At 55.7% G+C, this 13,083-nt stretch carries 14 protein-coding genes; 8 read left to right on the top strand and 6 right to left on the bottom strand.

Annotated features, from left to right (window positions below; translation table 11 throughout):
- A complete protein-coding gene (gene bepA / locus RDN66_RS08155; RefSeq protein ID WP_035891468.1) occupies positions 1–1,464 on the bottom strand; it encodes a beta-barrel assembly-enhancing protease in 1,464 nt (487 codons plus the stop codon).
- Between the two features lie 216 nt (positions 1,465–1,680).
- On the opposite strand from bepA, the gene RDN66_RS08150 reads away from it, so the two are divergent.
- Positions 1,681–2,754, top strand: a complete 1,074-nt coding sequence (locus RDN66_RS08150; RefSeq protein ID WP_035891470.1) for an AI-2E family transporter — start codon at positions 1,681–1,683, stop codon at positions 2,752–2,754.
- Positions 2,755–2,834: 80 nt separating this feature from the next.
- On the opposite strand, the gene bcp is transcribed toward RDN66_RS08150, so the two are convergent.
- Positions 2,835–3,305 carry a thioredoxin-dependent thiol peroxidase gene (gene bcp, locus RDN66_RS08145; RefSeq protein WP_185668932.1) on the bottom strand — a complete coding sequence of 157 codons (471 nt, stop codon included), beginning with the start codon at positions 3,303–3,305 and terminating at the stop codon, positions 2,835–2,837.
- Positions 3,305–3,877: a glycine cleavage system transcriptional repressor gene (locus RDN66_RS08140; protein ID WP_035891472.1), complete on the bottom strand. Its 573-nt coding sequence runs from the start codon at positions 3,875–3,877 to the stop codon at positions 3,305–3,307. Before RDN66_RS08140 ends, bcp begins: the two co-directional genes overlap by 1 nt.
- Positions 3,878–4,031: 154 nt before the next feature.
- Here RDN66_RS08140 and dapA point away from each other — a divergent pair, with 154 nt between their 5' ends.
- The 6 genes from dapA to ypfH all read left to right on the top strand — a co-directional run bounded on the left by dapA (position 4,032) and on the right by ypfH (position 10,661).
- On the top strand, positions 4,032–4,910 hold the full coding sequence (gene dapA, locus RDN66_RS08135; RefSeq protein ID WP_035891474.1) for a 4-hydroxy-tetrahydrodipicolinate synthase: 879 nt from the start codon (positions 4,032–4,034) through the stop codon (positions 4,908–4,910).
- 16 nt (positions 4,911–4,926) lie between these two features.
- A complete protein-coding gene (gene bamC, locus RDN66_RS08130; protein ID WP_035891476.1) occupies positions 4,927–5,961 on the top strand; it encodes an outer membrane protein assembly factor BamC in 1,035 nt (344 codons plus the stop codon).
- Positions 5,962–6,070: 109 nt separating this feature from the next.
- Positions 6,071–6,784: a phosphoribosylaminoimidazolesuccinocarboxamide synthase gene (gene purC, locus RDN66_RS08125; RefSeq protein ID WP_035891480.1), complete on the top strand. Its 714-nt coding sequence runs from the start codon at positions 6,071–6,073 to the stop codon at positions 6,782–6,784.
- Between the two features lie 212 nt (positions 6,785–6,996).
- Positions 6,997–7,869, top strand: coding sequence for a neutral zinc metallopeptidase (locus RDN66_RS08120; protein WP_123650249.1), 873 nt, complete (start codon positions 6,997–6,999; stop codon positions 7,867–7,869).
- Between the two features lie 16 nt (positions 7,870–7,885).
- Positions 7,886–9,886, top strand: coding sequence for a tRNA(Met) cytidine acetyltransferase TmcA (locus RDN66_RS08115; RefSeq protein ID WP_202218075.1), 2,001 nt, complete (start codon positions 7,886–7,888; stop codon positions 9,884–9,886).
- Positions 9,887–9,962: 76 nt separating this feature from the next.
- The gene (gene ypfH / locus RDN66_RS08110; RefSeq protein WP_202217458.1) at positions 9,963–10,661 is read left to right on the top strand and encodes an esterase; all 699 of its coding nucleotides are present in this window, start codon (positions 9,963–9,965) and stop codon (positions 10,659–10,661) included.
- Positions 10,662–10,797: 136 nt separating this feature from the next.
- Here the strand turns inward: ypfH and RDN66_RS08105 are convergent, their stop codons facing one another.
- From RDN66_RS08105 to RDN66_RS08095, 3 genes are read right to left on the bottom strand one after another with little or no spacing between them, the layout of a single operon-like run.
- Positions 10,798–10,998: a YpfN family protein gene (locus tag RDN66_RS08105; RefSeq protein WP_035891485.1), complete on the bottom strand. Its 201-nt coding sequence runs from the start codon at positions 10,996–10,998 to the stop codon at positions 10,798–10,800.
- Between the two features lie 25 nt (positions 10,999–11,023).
- Positions 11,024–12,151 (bottom strand): succinyl-diaminopimelate desuccinylase, encoded by a 1,128-nt coding sequence (gene dapE, locus RDN66_RS08100; protein WP_035891487.1) that lies wholly within the window; start codon positions 12,149–12,151, stop codon positions 11,024–11,026.
- A 55-nt stretch (positions 12,152–12,206) separates the two neighbouring features.
- Positions 12,207–12,566: an ArsC family reductase gene (locus RDN66_RS08095; protein WP_035891488.1), complete on the bottom strand. Its 360-nt coding sequence runs from the start codon at positions 12,564–12,566 to the stop codon at positions 12,207–12,209.
- Between the two features lie 357 nt (positions 12,567–12,923).
- Here RDN66_RS08095 and ypfM point away from each other — a divergent pair, with 357 nt between their 5' ends.
- Entirely contained in the window at positions 12,924–12,983 is a 60-nt protein-coding gene (gene ypfM, locus RDN66_RS08090) for a protein YpfM (RefSeq protein ID WP_001386977.1), read from the top strand.
- The last annotated feature ends 100 nt before the right edge of the window (positions 12,984–13,083 follow it).

The following is a 13,083-nucleotide window of genomic DNA, read 5'->3' as shown; positions in this document are numbered from 1 at the left end:
TTACATTTTCTGATAAGGGCGGAAGCGTTCCTGCAGCTGACGCAGCTGATCGATACGGGCATCGTAACGAGCCTGCTGCAGACTGCGCAATTTCACCTGCGCGCTGGCCGCGCTGAGCATGGAAATTGCCTGGTCGAGCCTTCCCACCAACGCCATATTCTCGGCGCGAGCGGCCAGCTCCTGGTCTCGGTTACCCAGTGCGGCTTCCGCCTGGGCGAGCAAATCCCAGCCGTTGGTGTCGTCTTTATTGTTAAAGGTGTAGCGATTAAGAATGGTTGCCGCTTCCGCTGGCTGCCCGCCTTCAAGCAGGGCGTTAGCTAGGTTGAGCTGTAGTACCGGGTTCGTGCGCAGTTCACGGGCATTCTTCAGACGAGTAATGGCCTCGTTGGTTTTCTTCTGCCCGAGATCGATATCCGTTGCCAGGTCAAGATACCAGGCGTTTTGCGGATCGGCACTCAGCAACGGCTGAAGCTGTTTGCTTGCTTCGGCGTAGTTCTTGGCTTCCATTGCCAGCAGCGCACGTCCGTACTGGGCGGCATGCTGTTCGCGAATATTGCCCTTCGACCAACCGTCAAGCAGGTCGCTGCCGAGCTGGTTTTGCCCGGAGTTGTACATGCCCAGCGTACGTGCTTTGGCAAAGTAGAAATCCGCGGAAGATTGCACGACCACCGGGCGCATCTGGTTTGCACGGTTACGCGCATCGGCCAGACGGCTTTCCGGCAGGGGGTGAGTCAGCAGCATTTCCGGTGGTCGCGATGAGTAACGCGACTGGTCGAGCAGCTTTTCCATAAAGGCCGGCATGGCCTGTGGGTCGAAGCCTGAACGTTGCAGTACCTGAATACCAATACGGTCAGCTTCTTCTTCATTCTGTCGGGTAAAGCTGATGATGCCCTGTTGGGTGCCCGCCAGCGTACCGCTTAATGCGGCCATACCCGCCTGTGGGCTGGCCATAGCCAGCAGAATTGAGCCGAGCGCGCCGACCCAGGTCAGCGGAGCGTTGCGCTTTTGGTCTTCCATTGCGCGCGCAAGGTGGCGCTGCGTCACGTGGGAGATTTCGTGCGCCATAACCGAAGCCAGCTGGCTCTCGGTGTCAGAATAGCGGAACAACGCCGAGTGCAGCACCACGTTACCGCCGAAGAAGGCGAAGGCGTTGATATCGTCGTTATTAATCAGATAAAAGTGGAACGGTGTCCGCACGGAAAACGCGTGCGAGACCAGACGCATGCCGAGTGAGTTGATGTACTGGACCAACAGCGGGTCGTTAATCAGCGGCGCGCTTCCGCGCAGCTGGCGTACGTAATAATCCCCCATCTGCATCTCCTGACCAATGGAGAGCGTGCTTCCTGCGGAGGTGCCCATATCCGGGAGGTTGTCCGCAGAATCTGCAAAGGCGGGAGCAATTTGCCCGAGCGCAAGCGTTGCAATAAGGGATGCCAACAGCGTTTTTTTCAACTGCCTGAACATAACCTCTGTCCTGTAATGTGGGGATGTGCCTGTTTTGACCAACAGCCTAATGTTACGTTCCATTATGTGCTGCTTTGGGAGTGTATCTATCTGCTCACGGGTTGAAAATGATAATCGCGTGATTGTTGGGATAAATATAAAAAGCGGAGTCTTTTTTGTGACACTTCGATACAATTCATCTTCTGTGTGAAAGCAACACGTTCAGGGAATCGATTTATGCTCGAGATGTTGATGCAGTGGTACCGCCGCCGATTTAGTGACCCGGAGGCGATCGCGCTGCTGGTTATTCTGGTGGCAGGTTTTTGCATTTTGTTCTTCTTCAGCGGCCTGTTGGCGCCGCTGCTGGTTGCGCTAGTGCTGGCCTACCTGCTGGAGTGGCCGACCGTCCGTCTGGAGCGGCTGGGCTGGTCTCGTACCTGGGCTACTACCGCGGTGATGGTGCTGTTTATCGGCATTCTGCTGCTGATGGCCTTTGTGGTAATGCCGATTGCCTGGCAGCAGGGGATTAACCTTATCCACGATATGCCCGGCATGCTGAATAAACTCTCCGATTTTGCCGCCACGCTGCCGCGTCGTTACCCTGCATTGATGGATGCGGGCATTATTGATGCGATGGCTGAAAACATGCGTACGCGCATGCTGACGCTGGGCGATTCGGTGGTCAAATATTCCGTCGCTTCGCTGGTCGGGCTGCTGACGCTCGCGGTCTATCTGGTGCTGGTGCCGCTGATGGTCTTCTTCCTGGTGAAGGATAAAGAGCAAATGCTGAACGCCGTGCGCCGCGTGCTGCCGCGCAACCGGGGCCTGGCGGGGCAGGTGTGGAAAGAGATGAATCAGCAGATTACCAACTATATCCGCGGTAAGGTGCTGGAGATGATCGTCGTTGGGGTTGCTACGTGGCTTGGCTTCCTGATGTTTGGTCTTAACTACTCGCTGCTGCTTGCCGTGCTGGTTGGGCTGTCGGTACTTATTCCTTATATCGGCGCATTTGTGGTCACCATTCCGGTGGTCTGCGTGGCGCTGTTCCAGTTTGGCCTGGGCACCGAGTTCTGGAGCCTGTTTGCGGTCTATCTGATTATTCAGGGGCTGGACGGAAACCTGCTGGTACCGGTGTTGTTCTCCGAAGCCGTGAACCTTCACCCGCTGGTGATTATTCTTTCGGTGGTGATTTTCGGCGGGCTGTGGGGCTTCTGGGGCGTGTTCTTTGCGATTCCGCTGGCCACGCTGATTAAAGCGGTGGTGCACGCCTGGCCGGATGGGCTGGTGACGGAAGAAGATGTGTCGAATTGACGTGTAGCCCGGGCGAGGCGTTTACGCCGACCCCGGGGAAATCCCGGCGTCGCTGCGCTCGGCCGGGCTACGTTATTGGGTTAAGCGTTTGCCTGCAGCCAGCCCAGCACGATGTCGTGGTGGTTGGTGGTCTTGAAGTCGTCAAAGACGTGCTCGACTTTACCATCTGCGTCAATCAGGAAGCTGGTGCGGTGAATGCCGTCATAGGTTTTGCCCATAAAGGTTTTTTCACCCCAGATGCCAAACTGCTCGCAAACCTGGTGATCTTCATCGGAGAGCAGCGTGAAGTTCAGCAGCTCTTTTTCGGCAAAGCGGGAGAGCTTTTCAGGCTTATCGGTGCTGATGCCCAGCACTTCAACGCCCACTTTTTTCAGCTCATCCATATTGTCGCGAAGGCCGCAGGCCTGCACGGTGCAGCCAGGGGTCATTGCTTTCGGGTAGAAATAGACCAGAACACGTTGTCCCTGGAAGTCGGTTAAATTTACCTGCTCGCCGTCTTGATCGGGCAAACTAAATTTCGGTGCGATATCACCGGCTTTCAGTGGGTTCATTACTCAGCTCCATCCTGTTCGTCATGCTGTGAATAATTGATCACGTTTATACTGCCTTGTGCATTGAGTTCTGTACATAGGGCTTTGAACGCTTGCTCAATATTTGATGCATTTTTCGTAGCGGGACTGTGGGCCGTAATCTGGATGAACAGCTGCGCGACGCCTTCGTTATCGCCCGGCTGCGTGCGTGACACCAGCTCGGCAATGTTCATCTCCCAGCTATCAAACAGCGCGGTAAAGCGCTCAATAATATGCGGCGAATCAGGCACCTCGACCTGCACCCAGACCGTTGCCGGCATCGCCGGACGTGGACGCGCGGTGGTACGTTTCATCACGATAAGCAGATCCAGCTCTGCGCCTTTTAGCGGCAAGGTGGACTCAATCAGCGTAATCGCATTCCAGGAACCGGAAAGCAGCATAATAAAAGTGAACTCATCCCCCAGCATGGCCAAGCGACTGTCTTCGATATTACAGCCGCAGCTGCTCACGTGACGGGTAATCGTATTGACGATGCCAGGGCGATCCGCGCCCAGGGCTGTAATGACCAGATAGTGTTGTAATGAGGCTGTCAAACCTGTTCTTCCTTTAAAAAGGTGCGGTATTCCTTAGGAAAGCATAAAAAAAACCGGCATACAACATTCTGAAGGGCTTCAGTCTCTTGCTTTTATTACAAGACCAAACGTACCATTGAGATTCATGTCCGCACGTCAGCACAGAGGATGGCCCATGTTCACGGGAAGTATTGTAGCGCTTGTCACGCCGATGGATGAAAAAGGTAATGTCGACCGTTCAAGCCTGAAAAAACTGATTGATTACCATGTCGCCAGCGGAACCTCGGCGATTGTCTCGGTAGGGACTACCGGCGAATCAGCAACGCTCAGCCACGAAGAGCATGGCGATGTCGTGATGACCACGCTGGAGCTGGCCGACGGCCGCATTCCGGTTATCGCGGGAACGGGGGCAAATGCAACCGCAGAGGCGATCAGCCTGACCCAGCGTTTTAATAATAGCGGCGTGGTAGGTTGTCTTACCGTTACCCCGTATTATAACCGTCCGACCCAGGAAGGTTTGTTCCAGCACTTCAAAACGATCGCTGAGCATACTGACCTGCCGCAAATTCTGTATAATGTGCCGTCCCGTACCGGTTGCGATATGCTGCCGGAAACCGTAGGTCGCCTGGCGAAGATTAAAAATATTATCGCGATTAAGGAAGCCACGGGGAACTTAAGCCGTGTTCATCAGATCAAAGAGCTGGTTTCAGATGACTTCATCCTGCTGAGCGGTGATGATGCAACGGGTCTGGACTTCATGCAGCTCGGCGGTCAGGGCGTTATTTCAGTGACGGCGAACGTTGCGGCGCGTGATATGGCGGAAATGTGCAAACTGGCAGCTGATGGCCAGTTTGATAAAGCGCGTATCATTAACCAGCGTCTGATGCCGCTGCACAATAAATTATTTGTCGAACCCAATCCGATCCCAGTGAAATGGGCATGTAAGGAATTGGGACTTGTGGCGACCGACACCATGCGTTTGCCGATGACACCTATCACCGACCACGGTCGTGATGTTGTGGCATCTGCATTGAAGCATGCCGGTTTGCTGTAAAGTTTAGGGAGATTTGATGGCTTACTCAGTACAGAAGTCGCGCCTGGCGAAGGTTGCGGGGGTATCGCTGGTTTTACTGCTTGCGGCCTGTAGTTCCGACTCGCGCTATAAGCGCCAGGTGAGCGGTGATGAATCCTACCTGCAAGCAACACCGTTAAGTGAACTTCACGCCCCTGCGGGCATGATTCTGCCGGTTGAAAATGGCGACTACAACATTCCAGTCGCCAACGGCAGCGGTGCCGTCGGCAAAGCGCTGGATATCCGTCCGCCGGCACAGCCGCTGGCGCTGGTTTCCGGTGCGCGTACCCAGTTTACGGGTGATACCGCCACGCTGCTGGTAGAAAATAGCCGTAGCGGTTCTCTGTGGCCGCAGGTTGTCAGCATCGTTCAGGCGAAAAACTACACCATCACCAAACGTGATGATGCTAGTCAGACGCTGACGACGGACTGGGTTGAGTGGAACCGTCTTGATGAAGACCAGCAGTACCGTGGTCGCTATCAGATCTCCGTACAGCCTCAGGGTTATCAGCAGGCTGTAAACGTGAAGCTGATTAACCTCGAACAGGCTGGCAAGCCGGTTGCTGACCGTGCTTCCCTGCAGCGTTATAGCGCTGAAATGCTGAACGTTATCTCTGCGGGCCTGGATAAGAACGCTACGGATGCCGCGAACAACGCCAGAGGCTCTGCCGGTGCAACCTTCGACGTTCAGAGCGCCGCTGATGATACCGGTCTGCCAATGCTGGTCGTCCGTGGTCCGTTCAACCAGGTGTGGCAGCGTCTGCCAGCAGCGCTGGAAAAAGTGGGCATGAAAGTGACCGATAGCACCCGCTCTCAGGGCAGCATCGCGGTGACTTACAAACCGCTGTCCGACAGCAGCTGGAGAGATCTGGGCGCAAGCGATCCGGGCATGGTATCCGGTGACTACAAACTTCAGGTCGGTGACCTGGACAACCGTAGTAGCCTGCAGTTCATCGATCCGAAAGGCCATCCGTTGACGCAGTCTCAGAATGACGCCCTGGTAGCAGCATTCCAGGCAGCATTTACGAAGTAATTAAAGAGGGCTGGAGCAATCCGGCCCTTTTTTCTGTATAGTGACGCAATCGTGTGCGTCGGCAGAAAATGCACAAATATTTATCGTAATCATCACTGGAGTGACAAAGATGCAAAAGCTAGCTGAGTTGTATCGTGGTAAAGCGAAAACCGTATACAGCACCGAAAACCCGGATCTGTTGGTACTCGAATTCCGTAACGATACGTCAGCAGGGGATGGTGCTCGCATTGAGCAGTTCGATCGTAAAGGCATGGTGAACAACAAGTTCAACCATTTCATTATGAGCAAACTGGCAGAAGCGGGGATCCCAACCCAAATGGAAGCGCTGTTGTCTGATACCGAATGCCTGGTGAAAAAGCTGGATATGGTGCCGGTGGAATGCGTTGTGCGTAACCGTGCTGCAGGATCGTTGGTGAAACGCTTAGGGATTGAAGAAGGTATCGAGCTCAATCCACCGCTGTTTGACCTGTTCCTGAAAAACGATGCGATGCACGACCCGATGGTTAACGAATCCTACTGTGAAACCTTCGGCTGGGTGAGCAAAGAGAACCTGGCGCGTATGCAGGAACTGACCTTCAAAGCGAACGACGTGCTGAAAAAGCTGTTTGACGATGCGGGCCTGATCCTGGTCGATTTCAAACTAGAGTTCGGTCTGTTTAAAGGCGAAGTGGTGCTGGGCGATGAGTTCTCGCCGGACGGCAGCCGTCTGTGGGACAAAAAGACCATGGACAAAATGGACAAAGACCGTTTCCGTCAGAGCCTGGGTGGCCTGATTGAAGCGTACGAAGAAGTGGCACATCGTTTAGGCGTTAAGCTCGACTAAGTGATGCACTCCCCGGCCTCGCCCTGCGCGTAGGCCGGATAAGGCGTTTACGCCGCCATCCGGCAAGGTGTGGGTTGCTTGCCTGATGGAGCTACGCTTATCAGGCCTACATCCTCACCGTCGGGAATCCCCGCACAACATTTCCAGTGGTAATCCCCCCCGTAACCGCCTACGATCGTATCAGTATTTCTGAGAATAAGACTGAGGTAGTTATGCGTTGGCAAGGTCGTCGCGAAAGCGACAATGTAGAAGACCGGCGGAACAGTTCGGAATCCCCGATGATGGGAGGGCGCGGCCCTGGTTTTCGCATCCCGAGCGGTAAAGGCGGCATTGTTCTGCTGATTATCGTGCTGGTGGCCGGTTACTATGGCGTGGACCTCACGGGCCTCATGACCGGTGAACCTGTAGGCCAGCAGCAAACCTCTCAGCGGGTGAGCGGCCCGAAAGATGATGAGGCGGCGAAATTTACCTCAGTTATCCTTGCCACTACGGAAGACACCTGGGCGCAGGAGTTTAAGGCGATGGGTAAAACCTATCAGCCGCCGCGTCTGGTGATGTACCGCGGTGCGACCCGTACCGGTTGCGGCACCGGGCAATCGGTAATGGGGCCGTTCTACTGCCCGACCGACAGCACGGTCTATATCGACCTCTCATTCTACGACGACATGAAAAACAAACTTGGCGCGGGCGGCGATTTTGCGCAGGGCTATGTCATTGCGCATGAAGTCGGCCACCACGTACAAAAGCTGCTGGGTATCGAGCCTAAGGTGCGCCAAATGCAGCAGGGTGCGTCGCAGGCGGAGGTGAACCGTCTGTCCGTGCGTATGGAGCTGCAGGCGGACTGCTTTGCCGGTGTCTGGGGCCATAATATGCAGAAGCAGGGTATTCTGGAAGCCGGTGACCTGGAAGAGGCGCTGAACGCCGCCCAGGCCATTGGCGATGACCGTTTGCAGCAGCAGGGTCAGGGGCGTGTGGTGCCGGATAGCTTTACGCATGGCACCTCACAGCAGCGCTATACCTGGCTGAAACGCGGCTTTGATAGCGGCGACCCGGCGCAGTGCAATACCTTTAGCAAATCGCTCTGACGACATGCCGAAGGTCATGGATGAACTGCTGGCGCACGCTGAGCGCATGGCACAGGAAGGAATTCGCCGCCTGCTGGTGATAAGCGGCGAACGCGCATGGAGCGAGCAGCAGGCCGCAGCGTTTCGCACCACGGCGGGTGATGATGTGCTCTGGGTCGGCCTAAGCCCGGTCTCCGAGCCCTTTTGCCCGTCATCTAAGCTGGTGACGCTGCTGGGGCGTGAGTTCCAGCACGCTATCTTCGACGCCCGCGATGGCTTTGATGTCTCCGCTTTTGCCGCACTGGGTGGCACGCTGCGGGCCGGAAGCTGGCTGATACTGCTGGTGCCGGAATGGGGCCAATGGTCCCATCAGGCCGATGTGGATTCGCTGCGCTGGAGCGACACGCCGGAACCTATCGCTACGCCGAACTTTGTCGACCATTTTTGCCGGTCGCTCTCCCGACATCCCGAGACGTTAGTCTGGCGACAGGGCGTGCCGTTGCCGTTCCTTACGTTCTCCGTAAGAGCTGACTGGCATCGCGCTAACGGCGAGCCCGCACGCGAGCAGCAGACGATTTTAGCGGCGTTGGCGAACGCGAGTGCACCGGTGTCGGTAATAACGGCAGAACGCGGGCGTGGAAAGTCAGCGCTGGCGGGTATGCACATCCAGCGTCTGCCCGGTGAGGCTATCGTCACCGCGCCTTCCCGTGCTGCTGCGGAGGTCATTGCCGCCTTTGCTGGCGATCGTTTTCGCTTTATGGCTCCTGATGCGCTGCTGGCGTCGGATGAACGCGCCGACTGGCTGGTGGTTGATGAAGCCGCTGCTATCCCCGCACCACTACTCCAGAAACTTATCGCTCGCTTTCCCCGTACGCTGCTGACCACCACCGTGCAGGGTTACGAGGGCACCGGACGCGGCTTTTTACTTAAACTCTGCGCTGCGTTTCCAGAACGTCACGTTTTCACCCTCAACCAGCCTATTCGCTGGGCGGCAGGGTGCCCGCTGGAAGCGCTGGTTAACGATGCGCTGATTTTTCACGATGAGGCGTTCACGACATCGCCAACCGGTGAGGTGACGCTGGTGCCCGTTTCGCAATCCGCCTGGCGGTCCAGCCCTGAACAACCTACCGCGCTGTACCAGCTTCTTTCCGGCGCCCATTACCGCACCTCACCGCTCGACCTCCGGCGGATGATGGATGCGCCGGGTCAGCATTTTATCAGCGCGGAAACGTCGCAGGGACCAGCCGGTGCGCTGTGGTTGGTTGATGAAGGCGGATTATCCCCGGAACTGAGTCAGGCCGTATGGGCGGGCTTTCGTCGTCCCCGAGGGAATCTGGTAGCACAGTCACTGGCGGCTCATGGTGGCAGCCCGCTGGCCGCGACGCTTATCGGGCGGCGTATTAGCCGGGTTGCGGTCCACCCACAGCGTCAGCGCGGGGGTATCGGACAACAGTTGATAGCGCGGGCGTGGGCGAGGGCGGCGGGATGTGACTATCTCTCGGTGAGTTTTGGTTATACCGAGGCGCTGTGGCGGTTCTGGCAGCGCTGTGGTTTTACGCTGGTGCGTATCGGCACTCAACGAGAGGCGAGCAGCGGCTGCTACGCTGCGATGGCGCTGCGCCCGCTCACCTCGGCTGGAGAGGCGCTGACGCAGCGCGAGCACCGTCGGTTGTGTCGTGAGTGGCGTTGGCTTTCCCAGTGGGTCGATGAAAAAGTGCCGCTCGCGGAAATAACCGAGACTATCCTTACAGATGATGACTGGTGGGATCTGGCCGGGTTTGCTTTTGCGCATCGCCCGATGCTGGCAGCACTCGGGAGCTTGCATAAGCTGTGTGAAGCCAGCACGCTTTCGCTGCCAGCGCTGCGCGGGCGGCTTTCCGGTGAGAGCGAACCCGCTCTTTGCACTTGCCTGCGGCTGCACGGGCGAAAAGCGCTGTTGGTGCGCCTGCGTGATGAAGCAGCACAGGCTATGCTGAGTCTTGACGGTGAACGAACAAATCAACTCGCCAAACGTGTCCAACAACTGCAATTTTTTTAACTGACTCATTCAGTTAAATGGCATGGTCATTATTTTGGTGCGGCGTAAACTGACCGTCAAAACCAAGGAGACAGCCATGACACACGATCACTTTGTTGTTCAAAGCCCCGCGAAGCCCGCTCAACAGCTGCTGCTGTTGTTTCATGGCGTGGGCGATAATCCGGTGGCAATGGGACAGATCGGCAGCTGGTTTGCGCCGCTGTTTCCTGATGCGCTTATCGTTAGCGTAGGGGGGGCGGAGCCCTGTGGTCCGGCACCAGGCCGCCAGTGGTTCTCCGTGGCGGGCGTGACGGAAGAAAACCGTCAGGCACGCATTGATGCCATCATGCCGACCTTTATTGAAACCGTGCGCTACTGGCAGAAACAGAGCGGCGTGAGCCCTCAAGCGACGGCATTAATTGGCTTTTCTCAGGGGGCAATTATGTCGCTCGAGGGGATTAAAGCGGAGCCGGGGCTGGCATCACGGGTGATTGCCTTTAACGGCCGCTACGCGACGATGCCGGAAAAAGCGGACACCGCCACGACCATCCACCTGATTCACGGCGGAGAAGATCGGGTTATCGATCTTGCCTGGGCGGTGAAAGGTCAGGAGGCGCTACAGGCCGCAGGCGGCGATGTGACGCTGGATATCGTTGAGGATTTAGGCCACGCGATCGACGATCGCAGCATGCAGTTCGCGCTGGATCACCTGCGTTATACCGTGCCGAAGCACTATTTCGATGAAGCGTTGGGCGGCAGCACGCCGAAAAATGACGATCTTATCGAGATGATATAAGTCTTGTGGGTTCCCGGCTTGCCGGGAACCTGTAGGCCGGATAAGGCAAAGCCGCCATCCGGCAATTCATGGCGGCGATACCTGATGGCGCTGCGCTTATCAGGCCTACATGAGAGCGGCCGACTGATGAAGCGATTTATTTCTTCGGCTGGTCCTTCTTCGGCCAGTCGTCGTCATCGTCCCATTTGTCGTTAAAATCACGGTGCGGAGGCAGCTCCGGTTTATCGGCGAGGAATTTTTTGTGATCGACGCGATTCAGATCTTTGATCACGTTGATAATGACCCCTACCAGAAACACCAGTACCAGAATCCACCAGTATTTTGTCAGCCAATCCATGCGCATTACCCCTTATGTTGTGCCGTCAGGCGACAAGTTGTTCCATGATGCGCTGGTACATCCGCGCCAGCATCTGCAGGTCTGCGGCGTTCACACACTCATTAATTTTATGAATGGTGGCATTCACCGGACCCAGCTCAACAACCTGCGCGCCCATCTGGGCGATAAAGCGACCATCTGACGTCCCGCCGGTGGTCAGCAGTTGTGGTTCTATTTCATTATAGTGCGCGATAGCGTTCACTACCGCGTCGACCAGTTTACCGCGTGCGGTCAGGAACGGCTGTCCGGAAATCCACCAGTCAACGCTATAACGGAGCTGATATTTATCCAGCAGGGCGATAACGCGCGATTTGATCATCTCGTCGGTCAGTTCGGTGCTGAAGCGGAAGTTGAACTGCACGAACAGATCGCCTGGGATCACGTTGTTGCTGCCAGTACCGGCCTGAATGTTGGCAATCTGCATGCTGGTCGGCGGGAAGAATTCGTTGCCCTGATCCCACTCGATCGATACCAGTTCATTCATCCACGGCGCGGCGCGGTGAACCGGGTTATCGGCGAGGTGTGGATACGCCACGTGCCCCTGAACGCCGTGAATGGTCAGGTTGCAGGTCATTGAGCCACGGCGACCGTTTTTAACCACGTCACCCACCACTTCCGTGCTGGACGGCTCGCCCACCAGGCAGTAGTCCAGGCGCTCATTGCGCGCCATCAGCGCTTCAACCACTTTTACCGTACCGTGAGTAGCGCTGGCTTCTTCATCGGAAGTGATCAGGAACGCCAGGCGACCTTTATGATTCGGGTGCTGGGCGACGAAACGTTCTGCTGCCACAACCATCGCCGCCAGCGAGCCTTTCATGTCGGCAGCGCCGCGGCCAAACAGCATGCCGTCGCGGATTGTCGGTTCAAACGGTGGGTTAATCCAGCGGTCAGCATCGCCAGCAGGCACTACGTCGGTGTGGCCTGCGAACGCCAGCGTTTCTCCTTTGCCGCGCCATGCCCAGAAGTTCTGGGTATCGCCAAAGTCCATCGGCTCAATGGTAAAACCTGCTGCACGCAGGCGTTCAATCATTAACGCCTGACAGCCCGCATCGTCCGGGCTAAGAGAAGGGCGGCGAATAAGCTGCTGAGCCAGCTCAATGACTGGGCAAGACATAAACTAGACCTCGTTATTTTCGTTATCTGAAAACGGTAGAACAGGGCCAACGGCGTTAGCGCGCTTTGGCGACCCATTGGCTATAACTGGTATCACTAAAACCCAGCAGCATAGGCTGTGCGGGCGCGCAGAGCAATGGTCGTTTGATGATAGCGGGCATTTCCAGCATCAGCGCGGCAGCGGCGTCGGCGTTGTTGATTCCGGCGCGGACCTGCTCATCCAGCTTACGCCAGGTGGTGCCACGGGTATTCAGCAGCGCTTCCCATCCCAGCTCATTAATAAAGGATGCCAGCAGCTCGGGCGTCAGGCCATCAACGCGATAATCGTGAAAGCGATATTCAACCTGGTGCTCATCCAGCCAGCGGCGGGCTTTCTTGATGGTGTCGCAGTTCTTTATTCCGTAGAGAGTGGTCATGTTCCGCCTTTATATCTGCAGGTTTTAGGGGACTCGAATATACACGTAATTCAGTCCGCTGCCCGTTTTAATTTCATTCGGCCAAAGTGGCTGAAAATCGTACAGTTTATCATGCTGGCTACGCGCTTTTACGTAGTTTTATTGCTTTGTCGTAGGGTAAATTTGTATCATATGATTCACATTCTGATAACTATTTCAGAATGTTGCTGTACGTCACATTAAATGTCAAAATTCCGGCCCATAGTGACCTCAAGCAGTAAAGAAAGGTTGGCAGCGGCAATCAAAGTAATCGGATTAACCGTATTCACAGGTCATACATTTGTACGTAAAATACGCATAATAATAAGAGAGGTAGTTATGATCGAACGTGAACTGGGGAACTGGAAAGATTTTATTGAAGTGATGCTTCGTAAATAATTTTCAGCAATGTGATTAAAAGCGCTGTGTTCTTTCAATTACCATGATGGTGTTGTTTGCAGTACAGAGTAGTTGCATCACATAAAGGTAAAAAGGCGAC

It is taken from the genome of uncultured Kluyvera sp. (assembly GCF_902485085.1).
GTDB lineage: Bacteria > Pseudomonadota > Gammaproteobacteria > Enterobacterales > Enterobacteriaceae > Kluyvera > Kluyvera ascorbata.
This window is presented reverse-complemented; position numbering and strand designations above follow the sequence as displayed.

Bases quoted from the DNA above. Each gene is read 5' to 3' on its own strand.
- bepA (WP_035891468.1), bottom strand. From the start codon at position 1,464: ATGTTCAGGCAGTTGAAAAAAACGCTGTTGGCATCCCTTATTGCAACG.
- RDN66_RS08150 (WP_035891470.1), top strand. From the start codon at position 1,681: ATGCTCGAGATGTTGATGCAGTGGTACCGCCGCCGATTTAGTGACCCG.
- bcp (WP_185668932.1), bottom strand. From the start codon at position 3,305: ATGAACCCACTGAAAGCCGGTGATATCGCACCGAAATTTAGTTTGCCC.
- dapA (WP_035891474.1), top strand. From the start codon at position 4,032: ATGTTCACGGGAAGTATTGTAGCGCTTGTCACGCCGATGGATGAAAAA.
- bamC (WP_035891476.1), top strand. From the start codon at position 4,927: ATGGCTTACTCAGTACAGAAGTCGCGCCTGGCGAAGGTTGCGGGGGTA.
- purC (WP_035891480.1), top strand. From the start codon at position 6,071: ATGCAAAAGCTAGCTGAGTTGTATCGTGGTAAAGCGAAAACCGTATAC.
- RDN66_RS08120 (WP_123650249.1), top strand. From the start codon at position 6,997: ATGCGTTGGCAAGGTCGTCGCGAAAGCGACAATGTAGAAGACCGGCGG.
- RDN66_RS08115 (WP_202218075.1), top strand. From the start codon at position 7,886: ATGGATGAACTGCTGGCGCACGCTGAGCGCATGGCACAGGAAGGAATT.
- ypfH (WP_202217458.1), top strand. From the start codon at position 9,963: ATGACACACGATCACTTTGTTGTTCAAAGCCCCGCGAAGCCCGCTCAA.
- RDN66_RS08105 (WP_035891485.1), bottom strand. From the start codon at position 10,998: ATGGATTGGCTGACAAAATACTGGTGGATTCTGGTACTGGTGTTTCTG.
- dapE (WP_035891487.1), bottom strand. From the start codon at position 12,151: ATGTCTTGCCCAGTCATTGAGCTGGCTCAGCAGCTTATTCGCCGCCCT.
- RDN66_RS08095 (WP_035891488.1), bottom strand. From the start codon at position 12,566: ATGACCACTCTCTACGGAATAAAGAACTGCGACACCATCAAGAAAGCC.